Below are 26840 nucleotides of genomic sequence, written 5' to 3' on the forward strand. Positions count from 1 at the left end.
GATTCCATAAGCTGCCTATACGTGCGGGATGACTAGCCCGGCGGTCTTTGAGTTCGACGGTCGGTCGTGACTATGCGGACGATGGGTGCCTCTTGCACTATGCTATAGATTGGTAGCATTCTAGATCGTTGGCATCTTGAGATCGTAGCGTCGTCTCGGCCAGCTTCGCATTTTGTCGACGGACTAGCTCCAAAACGATCATGAGATTTTTGCGGGCTTTGCAAACGCATCGGCCGACACGGAACTGTAATTTTCCGATAGCGTCAGGAATTAGATTGGTTATATATTACCATTACCACGCTGCGATGACAGTACCCTTTAGAGGTCCGGCCAGTAAGGTGAGTCGAGCGATACGGGCAGGACCGTGTCGAAGGGTGACGCTGCGGCGTCGATGGGAAGGGGCTTTTGACGATGGTTTTTCGTAAGCAGGTTTTGCTCGCATCCGGTGCGGCGATATTCGGTCTGGTACCAGTTTTCGCGCAACCCGTTCTCGCCCAGTCGGCGCCCGCGCCATCGTCCGCCCCCGTCGCCACCACGACCCAGGCTGATCCCGTAGCGGACGGCGCCGATACGGACATCGTCGTCACCGGTATCCGCGGCAGCCTGCGCAGCGCGATCGCAGTGAAGCGCAACGCCAACGCGATCGTCGACGTCATCAGCGCCGAGGCGATCGGCAAGTTCCCCGACCGCAACGTCGCCGAATCCCTCTCGCACGTTCCAGGCGTCAGCATCGATCGTCGCTTCGGCGAGGGCGAGAAGGTCGCGATCCACGGCACCGACCCCGCGCTCAACCGCATGCTGCTCGACGGCCACGCGGTCGCTTCGGCGGACTGGGGCGGCAACGACAATGACCCGACCAGCCGTACCTTCAACTATTCGCTTCTCGCGCCTGAGCTCGTCGAGCGCCTCGAAGTCTACAAGTCGCCCGAGCCGCGCATCGAGGAAGGCAGCATCGGCGGTACGGTCATCGTCCGTACGCGCCGTCCGCTCGACACGCCCGCCAACTCGATCTTCGCATCGGGCGGCTATTCGTACAACGACCGCGCCGACAAGGGTAACGTCCGTGCCTCGGGTTTGTATAGCTGGCACAACGAAGGCGGCACGTTCGGCGTGCTCGGCGCCGTCACCTACGACAAGCAGAGCCTGACGCGGTCGGGCGTCGAATTCTTCGGGTTCGAGAATGCCGGCGACCGCTTTTTCCAGAAGGATGCGAACAACGCGCTGATCCGCGACGCGAGCGGCCAGCCCGTCCTAAAGAACCCGGGCGCGACCGTGAGCGGCGGCACACGCCAGGATCTCGCCAACGCGGTGTCGCCGTTCGGCATCAACTACGCGTATTTCACGCAGGAGCGTAAGCGCATCAGCTATGTCGGCACGGTTCAGGCCAAGCCGACCGACGACATCACGCTGACGCTCAACGGCCTGCATATCGACGGCAACTACAACAACAGCAGCCAGTCGATGTACGTCATCCCCGGCGCATGGAGCGGCGACGTTCTCCAGTCGGCGACGGTCGCGAACGGTGTCGTTACCAATGCGAGCTTCGGTGCGGCCTCGGCGAACAGCCAGAGCGCGCAGCTCGACCTGCTGATCCGCAAGACCAAGCTGACCACCGACAACCTCAACTTCGTCGCCGAGTGGGAAGGTCCCGGCGGCGCGACCGTGTCGGCGACCGGCGGCTGGAGCAAGGCGATCGGCGGGCGCAATCCCGAATATCTGCTCGATGTGCGGACCGACCTTCCGTACAGCTACGGCTTCACCTCGGACAGCGCGAACGTCGATTACGTTGGCGACCTGACCAATCCTGCCAACTATCGTCGCAGCAACAGCCCGCAGCTCCAGACGATCGACGGCGCTCCCGTCATCGTCAACGGCACGCAGCTGAATGCGGCGCGCGCGGGCGGCATCGATTTCTCCAAGACGATCGATCGCGATTATTACGCGGGCTATGACGCGGTCATTCCGTTCGAGGCGGGGCCGTTCAAGGAAATCCGGATCGGCGGCAAGTTCACCGATCACCGCAACCGCCTGAACGCGAGCGGCTTCAACAACTACTCCACGTCGAACTACACGCTGGCGAGCCTCGGCGTCGACACGATGACGACGCCGAACGGCACGTTCGACGGCACCGGCGGCACCGGCAACGCGACCAAGTACATCAACCTGTCGCAGCAGACCGTGATCGACATCCTCGCGAACTCGATCAACATCCCCGTCGCAAAGCCCACCGCATCGTACATCGTCGACGAGACGGTCGCGGCGAACTACGTCCAGCTGAACTTCGACCAGAGCGGCTTCCGCGGCAACATCGGTGGTCGTCTGGTCTATACCAAGAACGTGTCGAACTATGCCGACCAGGTCTCCGGCACCGACGGCAGCCTGCCGACGATCGTGCCGCAGCGGGTCGAGAACGACTATCTGAAGTTCCTGCCGAGCCTGAACGTCGCGTATGAAGCGGGCACGCACCTTATCTTCCGCGGCAGCGTCGCGAAGGTGATCGCGCGCCCGCGCTATGAGCAGCTCGGTGGTTCGGTCGGTCGCAACGACATCACGCTCGATGCGAGCGGCGGCAATCCGAACCTGAAGCCGTACCAGTCGACCAACTACGAACTGTCGGCGGAATATTATCCGCGCGAGGGGACGCTGTTGTCGCTCGAGCTGTTCCGCCGCGAGGTGAAGGACTACATCCTCAACGGCCTCAGCCGCCAGACGTTCTTCAACGAGCTGACGCAGACCAACGCGTCCTATCTCGTGTCTCAGCCGCTCAACGGCGGCAAGGCGAACGTCAACGGCGCGCTGGTCTCGGCACAGGGTGAGATCTGGCACGGCTTCGGCCTGCAGGCGAACTACTCCTACGCCGAGAGCTCGACCGACGAGGGGCTGAACCTGCCCTATCTGTCGAAGCACACCGTCAACGTGATCCCGTATTACGAGAACGGACCGTTCCAGGCGCGCCTGAGCTATAACTACAGGTCGTCGTATTTCCGCGCGATCGGTCGCCTGAACTCGATCGACATGGTCGCGCCGTACAGCCAGCTCGACTTCTCGGCAGGCTTCAACCTAACCAAGGCGATCACGCTGACGGTCAACGCGCAGAACCTGCTCGACTCGACCTACACGCAGTATAGCGGCTCGCGCGATCGCCCGACCGCGTTCTACAAGAACGGCCGCACGTACGTCGCGTCGGTATCGTTCCGGATGTAAACCAAGGGAGGCGCGCCGCGATGGCGCGCCTCGCCGAACCGAGCGGTGACTGCGACCAACGTGCGACAACCGAACAGAGCCGGATCGCTGTCGAAAGCTGCAGGAACGGACCTTCGTGAGGTTTGAGCTCTCCTGGCGAACCGGCGCCGGACCACCCTTCCCTGCGTCATGCGCGACCTCGTTGATCGGCACGCCCGTCGTTTCGGGCAACGCGGTGCTTCCGATAGGCGCCAACCCGCGCAAATGCGGAGCCGCTGCGAGCGCAACTGATGGGCAAGCGAGACGCCCCCTTGCCAAATCGGTCCAATCGCGTGGTGGCAGTCCCTACGGATTGCCGGTGCCGCAACGATCCGTATCGCTAACGGTGGGGGATCACGTGACCGCAATCCAGCCACGAAACTGCTTCAAGTCCATCTGCCCACAATGAAGTCTATTCACATTCCCCAAGGTATCCTGTGGCGATGTCGGTGTTATTGGGTAACAATGACTGACCTTAAAGCTAACACTTCGGCATAGTCGTGATTCCCAGACTGCGCCGTCCGCACACTGTCTTCATACTATCATAATAGTGCTTATTTTATCACAGCTGAGACAGATTCCATTACGTTCAATACTGATGGAATCGAGACATCATATCCTGCGGCGGTGATCTGATCAGGTAAACCCCTGTAAATCATGGTATTCCGTAAGGGCTGTTCGCGACGTCGGTCGATCAAGTTCTGACGATCGTACGGGTCTACTTCCCTCGCGCAGTTGACACTCGCTCCCCTGATGGTAGCCCTATCATACACGGCAACGACCGTGTGCAATCCGGCCTGATTAGGGCGGCCGGGAATGGGGGAGGATTTATGAGGAAATTTTCGCGCACGCTCGCGCATTCGGTATCGACCATCGCGGTCGTGACCGGGCTGGCCGCTTCCAGCACTGCGATCGCGCAGACAACCACCGCTGCGACCGGCCAGAGCACTCGGACGACGACCGTGCAGCAGACGGTACCCGACACGGTGCCCGCGGCTAGCACACCCGACGACGCGGCGGCCGGTCCGGCCAACGAAATCGTCGTCACCGGCATCCGCGCCAGTCTCAATCGCGCGATCGACATCAAGCGTAATTCGGCGGGCGTTGTCGACGCCATCTCGGCCGAGGATATCGGCAAGTTTCCCGACACCAACCTAGCGGAATCGCTGCAGCGGATCACCGGCGTGTCGATCACCCGCGCCAATGGCGAAGGCTCCCAGGTCGCGGTCCGCGGCTTCAGCGGCGGCTTCAACCTCGTGACGCTGAACGGCCGCCAGCTGGCGTCGACCAGCATTGATACCAGCACGGGCAACGCCTTCGCGGTCGGCACCGGCCGCTCGTTCGACTTCCAGAATCTCGCGTCCGAAGGCGTCGCCACATTGGAAGTCTACAAGACCGGCCGGGCGAACATTCCGACGGGCGGCATCGGCGCTGCGATCAACGTCATCACCCGCCGGCCGCTCGACGCGCGCGAAGACGGCCTGTCGGGATCGATTGGCGCCAAGGCACTGTACGACAGCTCGGTCGAGAATGCGGAGGCCAATCTGAAGAAGGTCACGCCCGAACTATCTGGCCTGATCAACTGGAAAAACCCCAGCGAAACCTTTGGCGTCAACGTCTTCGGCAGCTATCAGTTACGCGAGTCGACATCGATCCAGTCGAACCCGAACTATTGGAATATCGTTCCGCTGGCTGATTTCTTGAATACGGCGGGTGCGTACATCACGCCGACGACGAATATTACGAACCGTCCTACGACGCAGTACGTGCAAATCCCGAACGACAGCCGCTATCAGTTCTCTGAGAACCGCCGCGAGCGCATCAACGGTCAGGCCAACATCCAGTTCAAGCCTACGGATCGGCTGGAGATCACGATCGATGGCCTGTATGCGCGCAACAAGTTGAGCGACGAGCGTAGCGAGCAGACCAACTGGTTCCAGCGGCCGTTCAGCGACGTTACCTTCGACGACAACAAGAAGATGCAGACTGCGATCATCCTGGCCGAGGCTAAGCAGGCGGATAAGGGATACGAGCAGCAGCGGTTCGCCACGAAGACCGAATTGTACTCGGTTGGCGGCAACCTCAAGTGGAACTTCACCGATGTGCTGTCGCTGAAGCTTGATGCAAACCATTCGAAGTCGACCACGAATCCGGACAATGCGAACGGCACGTCGGCGACGACGATCTCGATCGGCGCTCCGGTTCGTGCTACGCACAAAGTCGACTTCAGCAGCGGCTTCCCACAGCAGTCGGAAACGCTCAACGATTGCAACGCGACCAACGGCGGCCGCGGCGGCAATTGCAACAATATCCTCGACATCGGCGACTTGGGCACGCAGGTCGCGCGTCGGATCTTCTCCAAGCAAGAATCGAGGGTCAACCAGTTCAGTGGCGAGCTGGGCTGGGATCTCGGCAACGATAGCCGTTTCGTGGTCGGCAGCAACTATGTGGATGCAACGACGCGCTCGGCCAGTTCCAATAACCAGCAGATTCTTGGCGACTGGAGCATCACGGACACTGGCCGTGTCCAGGAACTCGCCGGCGATCTCGTGAAAACCTATTGCATGACCTGCAAGTTCGACAAGTATAACCCGAACTCGACCGGATCGGCGCTGGTCGCATTTCGTGGGGATGCGGTCGAACTGCTGGACATCTTCTCACCCTATTATGCGAAGCTGGGCCGCCCCGACGCTTTGCAGGGTTCGTCGGACGACACCGTGGGCGAGAAGAACTTGGCGGTCTACGGCCAGATGGCTTGGGGCGGTGACATTGGCGGACGCCGTGCAAACGCGCTGATCGGCGTTCGCTACGAACGGACCCGCGTCAAGTCGGTCAGTCTTCAGTCGATACCGACGGCTTTGGCCTGGCAATCGGATAATGACTTCACCGTGATCGGCGGACCTCCAGGCGCCGCTGTTATCGCGAAGTCGAAGTACGACAACCTGCTGCCGTCACTCGACTTCAATATCGAAGTGCTCGACAACGTCATGGCGCGCACCTCGTTCAGCCGTACGCTGGCCCGGGCAGACTACGGCAATTTGTTCGCATCCGTGACGGCAAACGCTCCAAACCGTCCGACAGCACTCGGTGCGGCCCCGGCTCCCGCCACGCGGCAGGATCCAGCGCTGTTGCCGCTGATCTCGGACAATTTCGACGTGTCGCTGGAGTGGTATTACAAGCCTACGAGTTTCGTCTCGGTCGGCTTCTTCAACAAGAACGTGCGCAACTTCGTCGGCAACCAGATAACCAACGGTAACCTGTTCGGGCTGCGCGACCCGGGTTCAGGCGCGCCAGGGTCGCGTTCGGGTATTGCGCAGGCGTTTCTCAGAAACAACGGCATTACCCAGACGGATAGGAACCTGTTCGCCTACGCCGCGCTTCTGCAACAGAATGGCGGAAACCAGGCGGCGACGACTGCGGCCTTCCGCGGTGCGCTCAATCCCGCCACGGGTGAAATCAGCGATGCTGTCTACAATCCCCTCGCCCTTGCGGTCGATCTCGTCGGGGACGCCAATGATCCGCTCGTGAACTTCGCAATCAGCGGGCCGGTCAACAACAAGGAAGGCAATATTCACGGCTTCGAAGTCGCCTGGACCAATTTCTTCGGTCAGACCGGCTTCGGTTTCGCGGTTTCGTACACGAAGGTGAGCGGAGACGTGAACGTGGACCCCTATGCCGATCCGAACGTCAACATCTTCGCGCTGAGCGGTTTGGGCGACAGCGCCAACTTGACGGCAATCTACGACAAGGGCGGTATCTCGGCACGCGTCTCGTACAACTGGCGTGACAAGTATCTTGCGGCTACGAACCAGGGCGGCAATCGCAACCCGCTGTTCACGGCCGCGTTCGGTACGTTGGACGGCAGCATAAGCTACGATGTCACGAAGGCGTTCTCGGTCTCGCTCGAAGCGGTCAACCTGACCAGCGAGCCGTTCCGCCAATATGCCCGCACCGAGACGAACCTGGTATATGTGCAGGAACTCAAGCCACGCTATTATCTCGGCGCGCGCTATCGTTTCTGATGACGACGGGAGTGGATCTTGGTCCACTCCCGACCCCACTAAGAAGGCCGCCGCCGTGCCGTGCAGCGGCCTTTTCCTTTGTCGGTCGCCATCCCGCTGATAAGCGTGAAGCAACAACAGGACCGGAGCGGATGAACCCCGTACAGATCAACAATATCGACCATGCCGATCTACGCGTAAGCCCGCGGGCGGGCGCCGCGTTCGGCGACGCGGCCAATCAGACGCTGATATTCCCCGCGGAGTTCGAGGAGGTGCAGCGCGAATTCGCCATCATATTCCGCCGCCGTGACGAGGGATTGCAGGCCTATGCCCTGTTGGGGCTGGACCGCGACGAGAACCTGTTCCTGTCCGGCGACTATTGGACAAGCCGCTATGTACCCGCCAGTCACCAGCGCGGCCCCTTCTCGATCGGGATGGTCCGGGGCCTCGGGGACGATGTCGGCGAGCCGATGCTGCACGTCGATCTCGACGACGGGCGCGTCGGCGATAGCGCCGGCCTGCCGCTGTTCCTCGAACATGGGGGCAACACGCCTTACCTGGAACATATCACCGGTGTGCTCCGCCTGCTGTACGAAGGGCTGGAGACCGCGCCGGCTGCCTATACCGCGCTTGACGAGGCTGGCCTGCTCACGCCGGTAACGCTCACCGTCGATGTCAGCGAAGAGCGCCGCTATACCATAGCCGACGTGCTGGTCGTCGACCTCGAGCATCTAGCCGGTCTGAAAGGCGAGCTACTCGAGCGGCTCCATGGATCGGGCGTGCTGCGTCTCGCCATCCTGGCCGCAGCGTCGCTCGGCAACATCCAGCAGTTGATTGCGCGCAAGCAATCTCTGCTCACCCAGAACGGTTGATCGCGGTGGCAGGTATCACGCGCCGTACGCGTGTCATCGATGGCACGAGCGCGATCAGCGTGCCAATCGCCGACCTGATCGCCGACGGCGTTCCGGTGATCCTGCGCGGGATCGCCAGCCACTTGCCGCTGGTGGCTGTCGGGCTGGAAGGTGCAGAGCCGGCAATGACGTGGCTCAAGCAGTTCGACGGTGGCCGTCCCGTCACGGCGTACGTCGGCGATCCGGCGATCGGCGGCCGCTTCGGGTATTCCGACGATTGCGCCGCGCTGAACTTCAAACGAGAGAGCGGTTCGCTGTCCGGCTATCTCGACCAGCTTCTGGCCGGCCTCGGCGATCCGGAAGCCCCCGCCATCTATATCGGCTCGACCGACATCGATCTGTACCTGCCTGGTCTTCGCGCGCAGGCGGCGCTGCCGTTCGGCGACCCGCAGCTCGTCGAGAACCCACCGCTGGTCAGCATCTGGATCGGCAATCGTACCACCGCCGCGACGCATTACGACATGTCGAACAATCTGGCGTGCTGCATCGTCGGTCGCCGGCGCTTCACGCTGTTTCCGCCTGATCAGGTCGCCAACCTCTACCCCGGACCGTTGGAGCCGACGCCGGCCGGACAGGTGGTCAGCATGGTCGACCTCCGCGCACCAGATCTCGACCGGTACCCGCGCTTTGCCGAGGCGCTGGCGCATGCCGAAATCGCCGCGCTCGAGCCGGGCGACGTACTGCTCTATCCGGCGTTGTGGTGGCACAATGTCGAGGCGCTGGATCCGTTCAACGTGATGATCAACTATTGGTGGAACGCAGTGCCACGGTTCATGGATACGCCCATGAACACCCTGCTTCACGGCCTGTTGTCGTTGCGCGATCGGCCTGATCACGAGAAGCAGGCGTGGCGCGCGATGTTCGACCATTATGTCTTCGGCCCTGCGGATCAGGCCAGGGAGCACCTGCCCGAACACGCACAGGGCGAACTCGCGCCGCTGGACGCTATGTCGGCACGCCGGTTGCGCGCCAAGATCCTCCAGCGCATCAACCGATAGGAGCCGAACATGGCCGAGCAGCGCATCAGGAAAGTCGTCATCGCCGGCGGTGGTACCGCGGGCTGGCTCGCCGCCGCCGCCCTGTCGCGACAATTGGGCCAGCTGCTCGACATCACGCTGGTCGAATCCGAGGAGATCGGCACCATCGGCGTCGGCGAAGCGACGATCCCGACGATGCGCGCCTTCCACACGATCCTGGGCCTCGACGAACGCGAGTTCATGCGCGCGACGCAAGCGACGTTCAAGCTCGGCATTTCGTTCGAGAACTGGGCACGCGACGGCGATCGCTACATCCATTCGTTCGGCGACATCGGCAAATCGACCTGGATGGGCGACTTCCACCATTTCTGGCTTGCCGCGAAAGCCGACGGGGATACGAGCGAGATCGGCGACTACTGCCTGGAACTTCAGGCGGCCAAGGCAGAGCGGTTCGCGCTCCCCTCCGAGGGCCAGATCAACTACGCCTATCACCTCGACGCGGGCCTGTACGCCCGCTTCCTGCGCGCGCGCAGCGAGGCGAACGGGTTGAAACGGATCGAGGGGCGGATCGCCAGCGTCGATCGCGACGGCGAGACCGGCTTCATCCGCGCGCTCGTCCTAGCCTCGGGCAAACGCGTCGAGGGCGACCTGTTCATCGACTGCACCGGCTTTCGCGGGCTGTTGATCGAGGGCACCTACGCCGCCGGATACGAGGACTGGTCGCACTGGCTGCCCACCAACAGCGCGCTGGCCGTGCAGACCGCCGCGACGGGCCCGGCGCATCCGTACACGCGCGCGATCGCGCATGACGCGGGCTGGCGCTGGCGTATCCCGTTGCAGCACCGCGTCGGTAACGGGCTGGTCTATGCCAGCGATCATCTGTCGGACGACGAGGCCCATGCCCGGTTGCTCGCCACGATCGACGGCGCGCCGCTTACCGAGCCGCGGCTGATCCGGTTCCGCACCGGCCGCCGGCGGCAGGTATGGATGGGGAACTGCGTTGCGCTCAGCCTTGCCAGCGGGTTCGTCGAGCCGCTCGAGTCGACCAGCATCCATCTGATCATGACAGGCATTACGCGGCTGATGCAGACCTTCCCGTTCGGCGGAATCGCACCCGCGCTGGTCAAGCGGTACAATGATCAGGCGCAGGCCGAGCTCGAGCGCGTCCGCGATTTCATCATCCTCCATTACCACCTCAACGAACGTCCCGAGCCCTTCTGGGCAGCGCGCCGGGACATGCCGATCCCCGACACGCTCGTGGAGCGCATCGCGCTCTTCACAGAGGGCGCGCAGGCGTATCAGGGCGGCGATGACCTGTTCCGCGTCGCCAGCTGGGTGCAGGTGATGCTCGGCCAGCGCCTGACCCCGCGCGACCACCACCGCCTGGGCAGCATCATGGGTGGCCCGCAGCTAGCCGGCGTCTTGACCAATATCCGCAGCACGATCGCAGACGCAGTCGCAGGGATGCCGACGCACCAGCAGTTCCTGGATCGCTACCTTGCAGCCCCGGTCACCGCCGCGGCCCGGATGCGGTAGATCGCGTCGAGCGTCACGGTAATGCATCCGGCAAGCAGACGATCAACACTGTGGCGGCGTTCGAGGTCGCATAGCTGGCCGAGTCGAGATTAGGGACACTTACCGCATCTCCCCAGTTGCTTGGCTATTTAAGCGCATGCTCTGACAGACCGCGGCCGGATCGCTATTCGAAGGAATGCACAGCATGGCGAGGACGCCGGTTGCCGGTTCGCAGCGACTTGCGCCACTCAAACAGCAAGCCAACACGACCGGCCCATTATCCCGATATCGTCGTTGCGCCCCACTCGATTTACCGGATCGCATACGTCCGTCGGTAGCTCGCCCGACAATTGCAGGCCTTCGGTGCTGACTGTACGACGTGGCCTACGCGCGTACCGACGAGGAACTCCACCACAATGAAACTCGCCGATTTGGCCGCACTCGCGGGCGTTTCGACTGCAACCGTCTCGCGCGCGCTCGCAGGACATTCCTCCGTGAACGAGCAGACGCGCGAGCGGATACGCTTGCTGGCGCGCGAGCATGACGTGCGGCCCAACCAGCTTGCGCGCAACCTGCGGATGAAGAGCACCGGCGCGATCGGACTGGTCCTGCCGCTGGGGCACGCGAAGACGCAGCACCTGACCGACCCGTTCTTCCTGTCGCTGCTCGGGTTCCTCGCCGACCTGCTCGTCGAGCGCGGCTATGACATCCTCTTGTCGCGGGTCATTCCCGATGCCGACGACTGGCTCGAACGGCTGGTCGACAGCGGGCGGATCGATGGCTTGCTACTGGTCGGCCAGTCGGACCAGTTCGCGGCGATCGAGCGGGTTTCGCAGCGCTATCGGCCGCTGATCGTGTGGGGCGCGAACCGTCCCGGCCAACATCATTTAACGATCGGATCGGACAATGTCGCGGGCGGGCGACTGGCAGCGGAGCATCTGATCGCGCTAGGTCGGCAGCGGCTGTTGTTCGTCGGCGACCCTGCCCCGCCCGAGTTTGCCGACCGGCTCGCCGGGTTCGCTGCGGCGGCTGACCAGGCCGGTGTTGCGTACACGGTCCTCGCCACGCCGATGAGTCCGGAGGCGGTTCATGCTGCGGTGGCGGCGAATCTCGCGGGCGGCATCGTTCCCGACGCGATCTTCGCCGCATCGGACGTCGCAGCGATGAGCGTACTGCGCGCGCTGGCCGAGGCGGGGATCGACGTTCCTACCGCAACCGCCGTGATTGGGTATGACGACGTCTCCCTGGCAGCACACACGTCACCGTCCTTGACGACGATCCGCCAAGATCTTGCGATCGGGGCGGAATTGATGGTCGACCGCCTGTTAAAACGTATAGCCGGCGAGCCAGCCGAGTCCGCGATCGTCCCCCCTGCGCTGATAAAGAGACAGTCCGCCTAATTTACGCAATCGATTGTGAAACATGTCTTGCAATCGATTGCGAAGCGCGTAGGAGGCGGCCTTGGGCTTCTCAGAAAGCCGTCGCGCAGGGAGAGTCGCATGAAAGTACGTCACGCATTGCTGGCTGGCATCGCCGCCGCATCGTTCGCCACCGCCGGTGCTGCGCAGACCGCGCCGCAAACCGATCCAGCTGCTACCTCCGCCGATGCAGCTCCCGCCGCCGACGTGCCGCAGGACGACATCGTCGTGACCGCGGTCGCGCGCGGCACGAACAAGCTCAACACCTCGATCACCACCAGCTCGATCACGTCGGATGCGCTGGTCCAGCTTGCGCCGCGCACCTCGGGTGAACTTCTCCGCAACCTCCCCGGCATCCGGGTCGAGGCATCCGGCGGCGACGGCAACGCGAACATCTCGGTCCGCGGCCTGCCGGTCGCATCGGGCGGCTCGAAGTTCCTCCAACTCCAGGAAGACGGCCTGCCGATCCTCGAATTCGGCGACATTACTTTCGGCAACGCCGACATCTTCCTGCGCGCGGATTTCAATGTCCGGACGGTCGAGTCGGTCCGCGGCGGCTCGGCCTCGACCTTCGCCTCGAACTCGCCCGGCGGCGTGATCAACTTCATCTCGAAGACCGGCGAGCAGGAAGGCGGCGCGTTCCAGCTCAGCAGCGGCCTCGACTACCGCGAATTCCGCGTCGATTTCGACCAGGGTGGCAAGCTGTCCGACACGCTGACCTATCATTTCGGCGGCTTCTACCGGATCGGTGACGGCCAGCGCGAAGTCGGCTTCGACGGCGTTAAGGGCGGCCAGTTCAAGGCGAACGTCACCAAGTCGTTCGGCAATGGCGGGTATGTCCGTCTGTACGGCAAGTATCTCGACGACCGCGCGATCGGCTACCTCCCGAACCCGGTGCAGGTGAGCGGCACCAACAGTGACCCGACCTACAGCAACATTACCAATTTCTCGATCAACAACGGCACGCTGCACAGCGCCGATATCCGCACCGTGCAGACGCTCGATGGCAACAACCAGCTCGTCACGCGCTCGATCCGCGACGGCCAGCACCCCGTCGTGTATTCGGCCGGTCTCGAGACGCAGATCCCGGTCGCGGACGGTTGGAACGTGGTCGAGCGGTTTCGCTATTCGGATATCTCGGGTGGCTTCACCTCGCCGTTCCCGGCGGCCGTCGGCTCGGCGCAGACGATCGCCAACGGTATCGGCGGCGCGAACTCCCAGCTGTTCTACGCGAGCGGACCGCAGACCGGCCAGCGGATCACCAACCCCGCATCACTTAACGGCAACGGCCTGCTCGCCAACGTCGTACTGTTCGACGTCGACTTGAAGAGCCTCAACAACATCACCAACGACATCCGCCTCAACGGTTCGGTCCCGGTGGGCACCGGAACGCTGGCGATCACCGGCGGCTTCTACGCGTCGCGCCAAGACATCAAGAGCGACTGGCTGTGGAACTCGTTCGTCCAGACCGTCGCCGATGACGGCCGTTCGCAGCTCGTCGACATCCGCACCGCAGCGGGCGTTCCGGTCACGCAGAACGGCACGCCGGGCTATTCGGCATTCGGCTTCGGCAATTGCTGCCGCCGGTCGTACGATCTCGACTACACGACCTACGCACCGTTCGCGCAGCTCGGGCTGGAGATCGGCCGCTTCAACATCGACGGCTCGCTGCGCTACGATTTCGGTCGCGCACGGGGTAGCGTCGCGGGTTCGGATCTGGGCGCAGGCTTCGGCAGCGGCATCACGACGTTCGACATCAACGGCAATGGCGTGATCTCGGCGCCCGAGCGTCAGGTCGCGATCATCCCGACCCGCCGCTCGCCACTCAACTACAACTATGATTACCTGTCCTACTCGGGTGGCGCGAACTATCGCCTGACCGACAGCACGGCGGTGTTCGCCCGCTACAGCCGCGGCGGCCGGGCCAACGCCGATCGCCTGTTGTTCGGCCCGTCGATCAACACGACCACGGGCGGCCTGACCGACGAAGGCGCAGCGGTCGATTTCGTTCGCCAGCTCGAAGGTGGGTTCAAGTTCCGCCAGAACGGTCTCTCGCTCTACGCCACCGGCTTCTGGGCGCGCACCGAGGAGCAGAATTTCGAGGCGACGACGCAGCGCTTCTTCAACCGCGAATATGAAGCGAAGGGCGTCGAGCTCGAGGGCCGGATCGCACGCGGACCGTTCTCGCTGTCGGCGGGCGGCACCTACACCGATGCGGAGATCACCAAGGACGTGCTCAACCCCGCGGTCGAGGGCAACCGCCCACGTCGCCAGGCCAAGTTCATCTTCCAGGCGACCCCGCAGGTCGATGTCGGCCGTCTGACCGTCGGCGCGAACGTGATCGGCACCACCGACAGCTTCGCGCAGGACAATAACGGGCTGAAGATGCCGGGCTACACGCAGGTCAACGCGTTTGTGTCGGTCCGTCCGGCGGAGAACGTCACGCTGTCGGTCAACGGCAACAATCTGTTCGACGTGAAGGGCATCACCGAAGCCGAGGAGGGCGCGATCCCGACCAACGGCATCGTTCGGGCACGCTCGATCACCGGCCGGACGATCTCCGCCGCGGTCCGCGTCGGCTTCTGATCGGGCGGGTGAGCGTGATAGTGACCTCCACCGAGCGCCGTCTCGACGCGCTCGCCCCCCTGCTCAAACGCCAGCTCGAACGGCTGTACGGCACCGATCGACTGGCGACGCTCTGGCTTCGGATGGAGACGATCCTCCGCGACCGGGCGGCCGAACGGCCAGCGGCGATGGTCGCGCTCGACGAAGCGCGGTTGGCCGATCCCGACTGGTTCGTCGCGCCCGACATGCTGGGCTATTCGACCTATGTCGACCGGTTCGCCGGCACCGTCGGCGGGTTGACCGACAAGGTCGACCACCTCGAATCGCTCGGCGTCCGCTACCTCCATTTGCTCGCGTTGCTGAAGGCGCGCGAGGGCGACAGCGATGGCGGGTTCGCCGTCGCGGACTATCTCGCGATCGAACCCCCGCTAGGGACGATGGCTGATGTCGAGCGGCTTGCCGCACGGCTGCGCGAAGGACGGATCAGCCTGTGCGTCGACCTCGCGCTCAACCACACCGCGGACGATCACGCCTGGGCAAAGGCGGCGCTGGCCGGCGATCCGCACTATCGTGCCTTTTATCATGTGCTGAGCGAGGACGAGGCGCAGGCGTACGAGGCCGACCTCCCCCAGGTGTTTCCGACGACCGCGCCCGGCAACTTCACCGAAGTGCCGGCGATGGGCGGGCAGGTCTGGACGACCTTCTATCCGTTCCAGTGGGACCTGAATTGGTCAAATCCCGAAGTCATGCTCGCGATCGTCGACACGATGCTGCGGCTGGCGAACCACGGCTTCGAGGCGTTCCGGCTCGACTCGATCGCGTTCCTGTGGAAGCAGATCGGCACCGATTGCCGCAACCGTCCCGAGGCGCATTTCATCGTCCGCGCGCTTCGTGCCGCGCTCGATATCGTCGCGCCGGCAACACTGCTGAAGGCCGAGGCAATCGTCCCGACCGCGCTCGTACCGCCGTATTTTGGCGCCGACGAAGGCGCAGACTGGGATGGCGGGTTCGAGCCCGAATGCCATCTCGTCTATAACAACTCGCTGATGGTAGCCGGCTGGGTCGCTTTGGCAGAGCAATCCGCCACCCTCCCCCACGCGATCGTCGGGGCGAGCGGCGGCCTACCGCGTGGTGCCAACTGGCTGAGTTATGCGCGGTGCCACGATGATATCGGCTGGGGCGCAGTGATCGGCGACCTCGCTGGGATCGACCCCGATCCGGTCGCGCGCCTTAAGATGGCGGCACGCTTCCTCGAAGGCGGCGACGGCAGCTGGGCACGCGGTGCGCCGTTCCAGTCGGACGGATCGGTGTTGCATGGCTCGAACGGGACGATGGCCTCGCTGGCCGGGCTCGAAGCGGCGGCGGACGATGATGCGCGCGAGATGGCGTTTCGGCGGATCGCACTGCTCAACGCGCTGTCGATCGCGAGCGGCGGTCTGGCGACGACGTACATGGGTGACGAGGCGGGACTGCTAAACGATACTAGTTATCTCAGCGACCCCGAACGCGCGCATGAAGGCCGTTGGCTGCATCGGCCCGAGATGGACTGGACGGCGCTCGACGGGCTGGCCGCACGGCGGATCAGCGGCGATCTGGAAGCGCTACGAGCGGCGCGGATTGCGAGCGGCGGTGCCGGTTCGCCCGCGGCGCTCGCGACGGGTGATGCCGCCCTGCTCGGGATCGGCTGTGGCAGCGACCGGGTGTTCCTGAACTTCTCCGACGCTGCGGTGCCAGTCGATGGCTTGGCAGGCTGGCAGGATCGGTTGTCCGAACAGCCATGTGGTGCCACCGTCGCTGTCGAACCCTGGGGCGTCATCTGGGCAGGCCCGACGGCGTGATCGGCTCGACCATTTCTGTTCTCCCGCGAAGGCGGGAGCCCAGGGTCCCAAGCGGTAGCGTTCGTGGCTCCTGGCCCCCCGCTTTCGCGGGGGAACGGGAAAACACCGATCTTGGGTCGATAGAGAAGGCATGACAATGAACCTCGGCCTCATGACCAAGCCCCGCCTCTCACTGATGCGGTTGATCGAGATGAACCTCGGCTTCCTCGGGCTGCAATTCTCGTTCGGTCTGCAACAGGCCAACATGGCGCCGATCTACGGCTATCTCGGCGCGGACGAGGCGAGCCTGCCCTTGCTGTGGCTCGCGGGGCCTATGACGGGTTTGCTGATCCAGCCGCTGATCGGCGCGATGAGCGACCGGACTTCGACCCGGATCGGCCGCCGCACCCCCTATTTCCTCGTCGGCGCGATACTGTGCAGCCTGTGCCTGCTGGCGATGCCGTACAGCCCGACTTTGTGGGTGGCCGCCAGCCTGTTGTGGGTGCTCGATGCCGCCAACAACGTGACGATGGAGCCATACCGCGCCTATGTCGGCGATCGCCTGCCCGACGACCAGCGCGCCGGCGGCTTCCTGACGCAGTCGGCGTTCACCGGGCTCGCGCAGACGCTGTCGTATCTGGCACCGTCGCTGCTGGTGTGGATCGGCTTCAACAAGGACGCGATCGACGGCAACGGCATTCCCGACATCACCCGGATCGCGTTCCTGATCGGCGCGGTGCTGTCGCTGGCGACGATCGTCTGGTCGGTCGTGCGCGTTCCCGAACTGCCCTTGCCCGAGGAGGAGAAGGCGCGGCTGGCTAAGGAGCCGCTGACGCTCGGCGGCACGCTGCGCGACCTCAAGACCGCGCTGGTCGAGATGCCGAAGCCGATGCGACAGCTCGCGCTGGCAATGCTGTGCCAATGGTACGCGATGTTCGCCTATTGGCAGTTCATCACCTTCGCCGTCGCACGCTCGCTGCACGGCACGTCGGATGCCAAGAGCGAAGCGTTTCGCAATACCGTGCTCACCGTCGGCCAACTCGGCGCGTTCTACAACGCCGTCGCGTTCGTCGCGGCGATCGCGCTGGTCCCGCTCGCCCGCCGCTGGGGCGCCAAAAGCGCGCATGCCGCGTGCCTGCTCGCGTCGGGCGTGGCGATGCTGGCGATTCCCGGCCTTCGCACCGAGCCCGCGCTGTTCGTGGCGATGCTCGGTATCGGTATCGGCTGGGCAAGCATGATGGGGAACCCGTATATCATGCTGATCGACATGATCCCGCCCGAGCGCAACGGCGTCTACATGGGCATCTTCAACATGTTCATCGTCATCCCGATGATCATCGAGAGCCTCACCGTCCCGCTGTTCTACCACTCCGTCATGGGCGGCGAACCGCGCAACATCCTGTACCTCGGCGGCGCACTGATGGTGCTCGGCGCGGCGGCCACCACGCGCGTAACCATGAGCGCATCGGTGTCGCCCTCTGAGACCTCCGCCTAGGCCAGGGTCCGAGGCGGCTAAGGATCCGGCCAGCGACATGCTTTGCGGTTTGGCAAAAACCGTGCCGCCTACACTTCACGGTAAGCCGGAAACTAAACCTTGGTCACCGCATCTGCATGAAGAGAGCGAGCGCGTTGCGGGCGCTATCCGCAAAATAGTCGTAAATCGCGCGTGAGACTTCGGCGATAACAGGCTGGCGGTCGCGCCCCCCTCGCGCGAACACCACGATCGCGACTCGGCGACCGTCAGGCATCGTGATGAACCCGACGTCATTGGTGATACCGTCGAGCGTACCGGTCTTGTCCTCCACCCTGGTACCCGCGGGAAGCAGGGCGCGGATACGGCGCGTGCCCGTCTGGCAGCGGCTCATCAATTCGAGCAGGAATTGACGACTTTGGGCCGCCAGGACGGTACCGTTGTCGAGCTTGTTCAACAACGTGACCATCGCGATCGGCGTCGCGACATCCTTGCTGTCGGCAAGGTGGCCACGCTCCCTCAGCAACTGCGCGATGGTCCGGTCCATCCGGATGCCGGTAATCCTGTGCGACGACAGCCACTGCTGGATAGCGACGGGGCCCCCGAGAGCCGCAAGCAACTGGTCGGTCGCCTGGTTGTCGCTATGGACGATCATCAATTCCATGACCTTCGCGGCAGGACGACCGACGATCAGATCGCTGAGGGTGCGGCGACCTTGGTCGACGTCGGCAAGGTAGGCGGCGGCAATCGCGATCTTGACTGTGCTCGCCATCGGAAACGGCGTGTCCCCCCTGACGGACGCGGTCGAGCCATCGCGAAGGTCCAGGGCAGCGATGCCGTAGTCACCGGAGCGTTCCGCGACCAGCAAACTCAACACGCGTTCGAGCCCGGTAGGCGCAATCGAGTCTGCAGTCGCCGGTGTCGCAACGAGGAGGCTAGCGGCGATGCTCGAGAGAAACAGGCAGGAAAGCCGAGGTGCGCGCATCAGTCGTCCTTGAATGTCGTCCGTCGTCGAAGTGGAGATGCTAGACCGAAAAACATGAACGCATCATGTTGCATGCCGGTGAGGAACGAACAACGGCGAATGGCATGCGACGGGTAGCGAAGCCAGCCACGTCCGGTATTTTGGTCTTCCGCCCGTCGCTTTTAACATGGCAGTGGCCGTTGCGACGAGGTCCACGCGGTAGATCATGCCAACGCCCGCGCCCGCGCCGGGTCAAAAGGTTGAACTTCAAAAGTTACCGGCCCCGAAGAAAGCGATGCCGGCTGGGCGCACTTCAAAGACGCGCGAAAAGATCGCCGATGGACGCGACGAAATGCGTGCTCATGGCCGCGATCGCCGCTTTCGGGTCACGGTCGGCGATTGCACGCGCTAGGTTATGATGGTGCACCAACACGGCGGTACGCTGCCGCGCGGTGGTTCGCGTTGCCCAGGCGGCGGGCACCGCGTGGACCATCATGGGTGCGAACGAGCGGACGATCTGCAGGAACAGCATGTTGCGCCCCGCCTGCGCGATCGCCTGGTGAAACGCGATGTCGTGGCGGGTCAGCGCATCGACATCGGTACCGGCCGCCTCCATCGCCTCGGCCAGGCCGATGATCGTCCGTGCCTCGTCGTCGGTACGTTCGATCGCGGCGAGTTCGGCGGTGCGCAGTTCCAGCGTGCGGCGCACGTCCCAGATCTGCACCATCGAGATCTGCGCCGTCGCCACGGCATGATCGAGCGACGTCGCCATCACCGATCCGTCGATCGCCGCAACGCGCGCGCGCCGGCCGTTGCCGACGTCGATCAGCCGCAACGCCGCCAACGCGCCGAACGCCTCGCGCAGCACCGGGCGGCTGACGCCGAGCTCGGTCGCGAAATGCCCTTCGGAGGGCAGCGTATCGCCGACCTTCATGTCGTTCGCGCGGATATGCGTGCGAACCGCATGGACCGCCTGGTCGACGAGCGAGCCGCCCTCGACCAGTCGCAGGCTCGCCGTGCTCATGCCGCGAGCCGCGGTGCGCGCAGTGAGGACGGTGTGGCGCGCAGCGAAGAAGGGGTCGTGCCGAACTGCCGCGAGAAGGCGCGCGTGAAGCTGGCGTTGTTGAGATAGCCGCACTGGTACCCGATCGACGATACCGGCAGGTCGGTCGCCATCAGTAACTGACGGGCCGCCCCAAGCCGCCGGTCGAGCAGCGCGTCGGCGACCGTGCACGCAAACATGTCGCGGAAGCCGCGCGTGAGCTTCGCACGGTTCAGACCACAAGCACGCGCGATCGAATCGAGCGTCATCTTCTCACCCCAGCGTTCGTCGATCATCCGCTTTGCCGCGACGATCCTCTGGCTGTCGCGGGCGGACAATTGCCCGGCGCCCGCGAGCGGCACCAGGTCGTCCTCGACGATCCGCTGGAACGTGCTGGACAGGAGTTCGATACATTTTGCCGAACGATGCGTGCTGCGCCAGGGTTCGGGCAGCGTGCAATCGAGGATCGCGGCGACCATCATCCGCAATTCGCTCGGCAGATGGCACGCGATGTTCGCGTCGGGCGCGTAATCGAAGACTCGCAGGCAGGCGCCACGTTCGACCGCGAGGACGAGGATCGCGCGCTCCTCCGAAGGAACCGTGCCGGTGGTGACGGTGACTTGCGCGGGCCCGTCCTCGCCCACCGTGAAGCAGAGGACCACCGCGTCGGCGGAAACGGCCGTCGGGTCGACCAGGCCCTCGCCGATGAAGGCCGCCATCTCGGGCGACACCGTGACCCGTTCCTTTTGCATGCTTTCCTCGCCCAACACCGATCTCCTGTTCCCGATTGCCGGGATTGGGTCGACCATGCAGCTATCGGATAGCTCGCGCAAGAGCTATCTTACAGGTCAGTCCGTTGCCGACACCGGAGCGCGACGCATCGCCATCGTGAAGGCGATGACGGAGATCGCGCTGGTCACCACGCCGACGATCGCGAGACCTTGCGCGAGATGCGCCTCGCCGCCCAGCATGCCGCTTGCCGCCGCGACCAGCGTCGGTGCGAGGCCGTAGCCGATCAGCCCGGCGATCGCGATGAACGCGCCGATACACAGCCCGCGCAGTTCGTTGGGAATGAGCACGGTCAATGCCACCGAGGTCACCACGCCCGTCACTGCGCCGCACGTCACGAGCAGGCCGACCGCGACCCCGAACAGCGGGACCGAGGGCATGATCGGGAACAGCGCGGCAGGCACGCCGACCGCCGCGGCGACGATCGCACCGATCAGCAAGCCACCGCGTCGCCCGCTCTTCTGTCCCCGGTCGGCGGACAGGCCACCAATGATCGCACCCACTACGCCCGAGCCAAAGAGCAGCGTGCCCATCCAGCCGGCGAACTGGTCGGGCTGCAGGTGGAAATTGCGCGACAGGACCGGCGAGACCCAGATCCCCGCGGCGGCATCGGCCATCACCACGCTGATCTGCCCGATGAACAACGGGATCAGGAACACCCGACGCGCCCAGAGCTCGCCGGCCACGATTTTGAACGGCGCGTGCGTGCCCGCCGCAACCTCCTGTCGCGCCGGTTCGCGCAGCAGGAACAGCGGCAGGATCGCGATCACGCTGATGACCGCGAGGCCCAGATGGACGCTGCGCCACGGCATCATGCCTGCGAACCATGCCGGCGCGCCGCCATGCGAGAACAGGCCGAACAGCGCGCCTGACAAGCCCAGGGCGAGCGCAATGCCGAGCGATTTGCCGAGGTTGACGACCAGCATCGCCCTGCCCCGCTGTGTTGGGACGCAGAAGTCTGCGCACAGCGAGAGCGCTGCGGTCAGCGCGCCGGTCGTGCCGATCCCGGTCAGCATGCGCGCGACAAACAGCACCGGCACGCCCTGCGCGAAGCCGGTGAGCACCGTGCCCAGCGTCCACACGAGCGCGAGCCCGATCATCATCCGCACGCGGTTGTAGCGATCGACCAGAATACCGATCGGGATCGAGAACACGGCGAGAGGCAGTGCCGCCGACAGTCCCTGGATCAAACTCAACGTATAGTCGCTGAGGTGCAATTCGGCCTTCGCGCCCTCCTGCACCGTTCCGAACGAGCCCATCATCGTGAAGCCGACCGCCATCGCCAGCGCGAGCGCGAGCAACGGCAGCAGCGTCCTTGCGAACGGCGGTGAGGCCGCCTCGATCGGTCGGGCGAAATCGGTCATGGAAGGTCCTTATGCAAGCGCACGGCGCAGTGCCTCGTGGCTGTCGCGGCGCGCCTGTTGCGAGACCGGACCGTCGGCGAAGACATCGAAGGCGTGATAGCCGCCGGGATAGACGTGAAGCTCGACCGGCACGCCCGCGCGGATCAGCCGCGTCGCGTAGTCGATGTCCTCGTCGACGAAGAGATCGAGCGCACCGGTCGCGATATAGGTACGCGGCAGGTTGCCGAGGTCGGTCGCGCGGGCTGGTGCCGCGTAGGGCGACACGTCGTCGCCACCGGGCGCGTGGCCGAGCAACGAACTCCAGCCGAAGCGGTTGCTCTGCCCCGTCCACACGAACTCGCCGGCATACGGATGCGGTGGCGCTGAGCAGGTGCGATCGTCGAGCATCGGGTAGATCAGGTGCTGGAATGCTAGTGCATACTCACCACGGTCGCGCACCATCAGCGCCAGCGCCGCGGCATACCCGCCGCCTGCGCTCTGCCCCATCACGCCGAGCCGGGTCGGATCGATTCCGATGTCCTCGGCATGGGCGATCGTCCAGGCGAGCGCGGCATAGCAATCCTCGATCGGCCCCGGAAAGTTCGTCTCGGGCGCGAGGCGATACTCGACTGACACCATGACGCATTGCAGGTCGGCGATCAGCGGACGGACCAGCGGATCATAGTCGCTGACCTTGCCCATCACATAGCCGCCGCCGTGGATGTGGTAGATACAGGGCAGGACGCCAGTGACGCCCACCGGACGGAAGACGTGCAGGTTGATATCGGGTGCTCCGGCAGGCCCCGGAACCGTATGGATCTCCAGCGTCGCGAGCGACTCGTCGGCCGGGGGAAACATCGAGGGCCGGTCGCGCATCGCCGGCAAGATGTCGTCCGTGAGCGATATCCGCGGCAACATATCCAGCAGTGGGCGGAGCGTAGGGTCGACGAGGTGCAGGCTGTCCATATCAAATCCTTCTTCCCCCTCCCTGGAAGGGAGGGGGCGGGGGTGGGTCGGCTCGGGGCGCACACTAGCGCCTGCCAACAAGCCGACCCACCCCCAGCCCCCCCTTCAGGCAGGGGGGGGGTAGTTCAGAACGCGAAGATCTTGCCCGGATTGAACAGGTTGTCGGGATCGAGCGCATGCTTCAGCGTCCGCATCAGGTCGACCGCATCGCCCAGTTCCGCGACCAGCCAGTCCTGCTTGCCGATGCCGATGCCGTGCTCCCCGGTGCAGGTGCCGTCCATCGCCAGCGCGCGCTCGACCATCCGTGCGTTGATTGCCGACACCTCGGCCAGTTCCGCCTCGGACTCCGGATCGATAGAGAAGACGACGTGGAAATTGCCGTCGCCGACATGCCCCAGGATCGTCGCGGGGACCGACGAGGCCTGGAGGTCGGCCTTGGTCTCGCCGATGCACTCTGCCAACCGGCTGATCGGCACGCACACGTCGGTCGCCCAACCGACCGCGCCGGGGCGCAGGTTGACCGCCGCGTAATACGCCTCGTGCCGCGCCTTCCACAGCTTCGAACGTTCCTCGGGCAGGTTCGACCAGCGGAAATCGCCGCCGCCGTTTGCCGCCGCGAGTTCGCGCACCGTCTCGGCCTGTTCGTCGACATAGCGCGGCGAGCCGTGGAATTCGAAAAACAGCGTCGTCAGTTCGGGGTAATCGAGCTTTGACCAGGCGTTGACCGCCTTCATCTGCATGTCGTCGAGAATTTCGACGCGGGCGAGCGGCACGCCGATCTGGATCGCCTGCACCACCGTGTCGACTGCGCCGTTCAGCGTGTCGAAGCTGCACACCGCGGACGAGATCGCCTCGGGAATGCCGTGCAGCCGAAGCGTCACCTCGGTGATGATGCCGAGCGTCCCCTCGGAGCCGACGAACAGCCGCGTCAGGTCATACCCCGCCGCCGACTTGCGCGCGCGGCGGCTGGTGCGGATCTCGCGCCCGTCGGGCGTCACCACGCGCAGGCTCAGTACTGCCTCACGCATCGTGCCGTAGCGCACCGCGTTGGTCCCGCTCGCCCGCGTCGCGGCCATCCCGCCGATCGTCGCATTGGCGCCGGGATCGATCGGGAAGAACAATCCCAGGTCGCGGATATGCTCGTTCAGCTGCTCGCGGCGGACCCCGGCCTGCACCGTGCAGTCGAAGTCCTCGGCGTTGATCGACACGATCTGCGTCATCTCCGACAGATCGACCGAGACACCACCTTGCACCGCCAGCGTGTTGCCCTCGATCGAGGTGCCCGCGCCGAACGCAACGATCGGCACCTTGGCGGCGGTGCACAGCTTGACGAGATCGACCACCTCCTCGGTCGATCTCGCGAAGACGACCGCGTCGGGCAGCATCGGTGCGAAATGCGCCTCGCTGCTGCCGTGGTGGAGCCGCATCGCGTCGCTCATCTGGAGCGCGTCGCCGAACCGCTGCTTGAGCGCCGCGACGAACGCCGGGTCGAGCGGTGCGCGCTCTATGGGATCGAAATGCATAGTCATCCTAGAACCGGAAGCTCGCGCGCACGCCGTAGCGGCGGCGGTCGCCCTGGATGGCGAGGTTCGACGCCAGCGGCGCGAGCCCGGCGCGAACCAGCGCCGACTTGTCGATATAGCTCTCGATGAACTTGGTGTTGAACAGGTTGGTGCCGAACGCGGTGACCGTAAGCCCACTCGAGAAACGGAAGCCGAGCGAGGCGTTGGTGATCGCATAGGCCGATAGTTTCGGCGCCACATTGGGATCGAGCGAGGAGCCGATGCGGCTGCCCTTCCCGAAGATGCCGGCATCGAGCAGCACCGCATTGGCGCCGACCGGCACGGTGTAGGTCGTGTTGAAGTTGAAGTTGTAATCGGGCGTGAAGATGATCCGGTCGCTCGATACGTGGACGCCGGTGGTCGCGAAATACTGGCTGTCGTCGGTGATGCGGGCGTGGAGATAGGACGCGCCGGCATCGATCCGCCACTGGTTCGTCACGCGCAGATGCGCCTCCACTTCGGCGCCGTAGCTTTCGACGGTGCCGGTGTTGAGGTTGATCGCGACGAATCCCCCGCTGGTGTTGGGCGCGAGCGAGTTCTGGCCGATGAAGTCCTTATAGTCATTATAGAACACGTCGGCGTTGATCGTCAGGCGACGGTCGAACGCGTCGAACTTGGTGCCGAGTTCGTAGGTCCAGACGTTATCGCCCTTGTAGGTCGCATCCTCCGGCCGCGTACCCGGACCGTTCTGGCCACCGCCGCGGATACCCTTGGCGACCGAGGCGTAGCTCATCACCGCCGGTGTCCAGTGCTGCGTCAGCGTAACGCGCGGCTGGAACTGGTCCTTCTTGTACTCGGGCGCCGTATACGGCGTCGTGCCGTTTACCTGGCTCGCGACCAGCTTCTGGTGATCGTACCGGCCACCTACGGCGAGATCGAGCGTGCCCACTTTCAGGAACGCGGTGGCGAATATCGCGCGGGTGTCGTTGCGGACATAGGTCGACGACGGCGTGGTCGAGGCCGGCGCCGGGAAGGTCGGCCCCAGCAGCGCACGGAAATCGATCGTCGTCAGCTGATCGCTCGTCTGCGTGTAGCGGTTGCCGTACAGGCCGATCAACGTCGAGAACGCATCGCTCCACTGCGTATCGAAGCGCAGTTCGGCGGTCTTGGTCTTCAACGTCGAACCGCCGCGGGTGCGGAGCAGGTCGACCGGGCCGAAATCGCCGTCGTTGATCCCGGCGACGTTCTTCTGGTTGTAGGCGCCGATCGCGGTGATCTTGGTTTTCAGCGAGGCGGCGTCGAACTCGCCCTTCACGCTCGCACCGTAATAGTCGATTACCGCGCGGTTCAGGACGTTGGTCGCGCCGTCGAGGCGGTAGTCGGTCGGCCCGGCGACATGGATATACGACGTGCTGCCGCCCGCGGTTTGGTCGTAATTGCCATTGACGGTGAACACCGCCCAGTCGGCGGGCGTGAAGCGCAGCGTGCCGCCGACGCTCTGCTGCTTCAGCGGGTTCATGTCGCCGATCGTCAGCGTGTTGCGCATGAAGCCGTCCTGCTCGTGATAGGACGCGCCAATCCGGAACTGCAGCAGATCACGGACGATCGGCCCGCTGACCGAGCCCGAGACCGACGCGTAATTGTCCGTGCCGGCGACCGCGGCGTCGAACCGCCCTTCCCATTCGTTGCCCGGCTGGCGTGTGATGACGTTGATCGCGCCGCCCAGCGTGTTGTTGCCGAACAGCGTCCCCTGCGGCCCGCGCAACACTTCGATCCGCGCGACGTCGACGATCGGCGAGTTCAGGTAGGACGTGTTCGGCTGATAGACGCCGTCGATGAAGATACCGACGCCCGGCTGTACGGTATCGATCAGCGTCGTGCCGATGCCGCGGATCGAGACGAACGCGCGACCGACGCTGTCCGAGTTGATGTTGAGGCCCGGCGTATAGGACGCGACGTCCTTGACGGTGTTCACCTGGAGCTCCTTCAGCCGATCGCCGGTGATCGCGGTCACTGCGATCGGCACGTCCTTCAGCGACTCCTGGCGCTGGCGGGCGGTGACGACGATGTCATCGGAGCTGACGGGCGTTGCGGTCTTGGCCGTATCGGCAGCGTCCTGCGTCGCCGATACGGCAGCGTCCTGAGCGACGGCTGGCACGGTCGTGAAGGCGGCGGCGGCGCATCCTGCGGCGAGCAATGTCTTAAAGCGCATTGGATCCTCATCCCTTTAGAGCGCCGATCCATTGCCGGCTACTTCTACAGTCAGAGCTATCCGATAGCTTACCTGTATGAAAGGTCTCGCGCTATGCCGTCCGGCTCGCGGGCTTCGCCGATCGG

General features: G+C 64.3%; 16 protein-coding genes. 9 read left to right on the forward strand and 7 right to left on the reverse strand.

What is annotated here, in order from left to right:
- Window positions 1–411: 411 nt before the first annotated feature.
- From C8J39_RS10555 to C8J39_RS10595, 9 genes are all read left to right on the forward strand, one after another.
- Window positions 412–3204: a TonB-dependent receptor gene (locus C8J39_RS10555; RefSeq protein WP_120300365.1), complete on the forward strand. Its 2793-nt coding sequence runs from the start codon at window positions 412–414 to the stop codon at window positions 3202–3204.
- Window positions 3205–4052: 848 nt separating this feature from the next.
- A complete protein-coding gene (locus C8J39_RS10560; RefSeq protein WP_120300366.1) occupies window positions 4053–7244 on the forward strand; it encodes a TonB-dependent receptor in 3192 nt (1063 codons plus the stop codon).
- A 131-nt stretch (window positions 7245–7375) separates the two neighbouring features.
- Complete coding sequence (locus tag C8J39_RS10565; RefSeq protein WP_120300367.1) at window positions 7376–8095, forward strand: SapC family protein; 720 nt, start codon at window positions 7376–7378, stop codon at window positions 8093–8095.
- A gap of 5 nt (window positions 8096–8100) precedes the next feature.
- The gene (locus C8J39_RS10570) at window positions 8101–9132 is read left to right on the forward strand and encodes a cupin-like domain-containing protein (protein WP_120300547.1); all 1032 of its coding nucleotides are present in this window, start codon (window positions 8101–8103) and stop codon (window positions 9130–9132) included.
- A gap of 9 nt (window positions 9133–9141) precedes the next feature.
- Entirely contained in the window at window positions 9142–10647 is a 1506-nt protein-coding gene (locus C8J39_RS10575) for a tryptophan halogenase family protein (RefSeq protein ID WP_120300368.1), read from the forward strand.
- A gap of 395 nt (window positions 10648–11042) precedes the next feature.
- Window positions 11043–12026: a LacI family DNA-binding transcriptional regulator gene (locus tag C8J39_RS10580; RefSeq protein ID WP_120300369.1), complete on the forward strand. Its 984-nt coding sequence runs from the start codon at window positions 11043–11045 to the stop codon at window positions 12024–12026.
- A 99-nt stretch (window positions 12027–12125) separates the two neighbouring features.
- Window positions 12126–14630 carry a TonB-dependent receptor domain-containing protein gene (locus C8J39_RS10585; protein ID WP_120300370.1) on the forward strand — a complete coding sequence of 835 codons (2505 nt, stop codon included), beginning with the start codon at window positions 12126–12128 and terminating at the stop codon, window positions 14628–14630.
- A 14-nt stretch (window positions 14631–14644) separates the two neighbouring features.
- Complete coding sequence (locus C8J39_RS10590; protein WP_147420672.1) at window positions 14645–16447, forward strand: alpha-amylase family glycosyl hydrolase; 1803 nt, start codon at window positions 14645–14647, stop codon at window positions 16445–16447.
- A 130-nt stretch (window positions 16448–16577) separates the two neighbouring features.
- The gene (locus C8J39_RS10595) at window positions 16578–17921 is read left to right on the forward strand and encodes an MFS transporter (protein WP_243649897.1); all 1344 of its coding nucleotides are present in this window, start codon (window positions 16578–16580) and stop codon (window positions 17919–17921) included.
- Window positions 17922–18024: 103 nt separating this feature from the next.
- On the opposite strand, the gene C8J39_RS10600 is transcribed toward C8J39_RS10595, so the two are convergent.
- The 7 genes from C8J39_RS10600 to C8J39_RS10630 all read right to left on the reverse strand — a co-directional run bounded on the left by C8J39_RS10600 (window position 18025) and on the right by C8J39_RS10630 (window position 26715).
- The gene (locus tag C8J39_RS10600; RefSeq protein ID WP_120300373.1) at window positions 18025–18882 is read right to left on the reverse strand and encodes a serine hydrolase; all 858 of its coding nucleotides are present in this window, start codon (window positions 18880–18882) and stop codon (window positions 18025–18027) included.
- Window positions 18883–19174: 292 nt separating this feature from the next.
- Complete coding sequence (locus tag C8J39_RS10605) at window positions 19175–19885, reverse strand: FadR/GntR family transcriptional regulator (protein WP_120300374.1); 711 nt, start codon at window positions 19883–19885, stop codon at window positions 19175–19177.
- Window positions 19882–20655, reverse strand: a complete 774-nt coding sequence (locus tag C8J39_RS10610) for an AraC family transcriptional regulator (RefSeq protein WP_120300375.1) — start codon at window positions 20653–20655, stop codon at window positions 19882–19884. The genes C8J39_RS10605 and C8J39_RS10610 overlap by 4 nt, the downstream gene beginning before the upstream one ends.
- A 96-nt stretch (window positions 20656–20751) precedes the next feature.
- Window positions 20752–22056, reverse strand: coding sequence for an MFS transporter (locus C8J39_RS10615; RefSeq protein ID WP_120300376.1), 1305 nt, complete (start codon window positions 22054–22056; stop codon window positions 20752–20754).
- A 9-nt stretch (window positions 22057–22065) separates the two neighbouring features.
- Window positions 22066–23001, reverse strand: a complete 936-nt coding sequence (locus C8J39_RS10620; protein WP_120300377.1) for an alpha/beta hydrolase — start codon at window positions 22999–23001, stop codon at window positions 22066–22068.
- Between the two features lie 125 nt (window positions 23002–23126).
- Entirely contained in the window at window positions 23127–24530 is a 1404-nt protein-coding gene (locus C8J39_RS10625; RefSeq protein ID WP_056481447.1) for an FAD-binding oxidoreductase, read from the reverse strand.
- A 1-nt stretch (window position 24531) separates the two neighbouring features.
- Window positions 24532–26715, reverse strand: coding sequence for a TonB-dependent receptor (locus tag C8J39_RS10630; protein WP_120300378.1), 2184 nt, complete (start codon window positions 26713–26715; stop codon window positions 24532–24534).
- Between the last annotated feature and the right edge of the window lie 125 nt (window positions 26716–26840).

Source organism: Sphingomonas sp. PP-CC-1A-547, from assembly GCF_003610375.1.
Taxonomy (GTDB): domain Bacteria; phylum Pseudomonadota; class Alphaproteobacteria; order Sphingomonadales; family Sphingomonadaceae; genus Sphingomonas.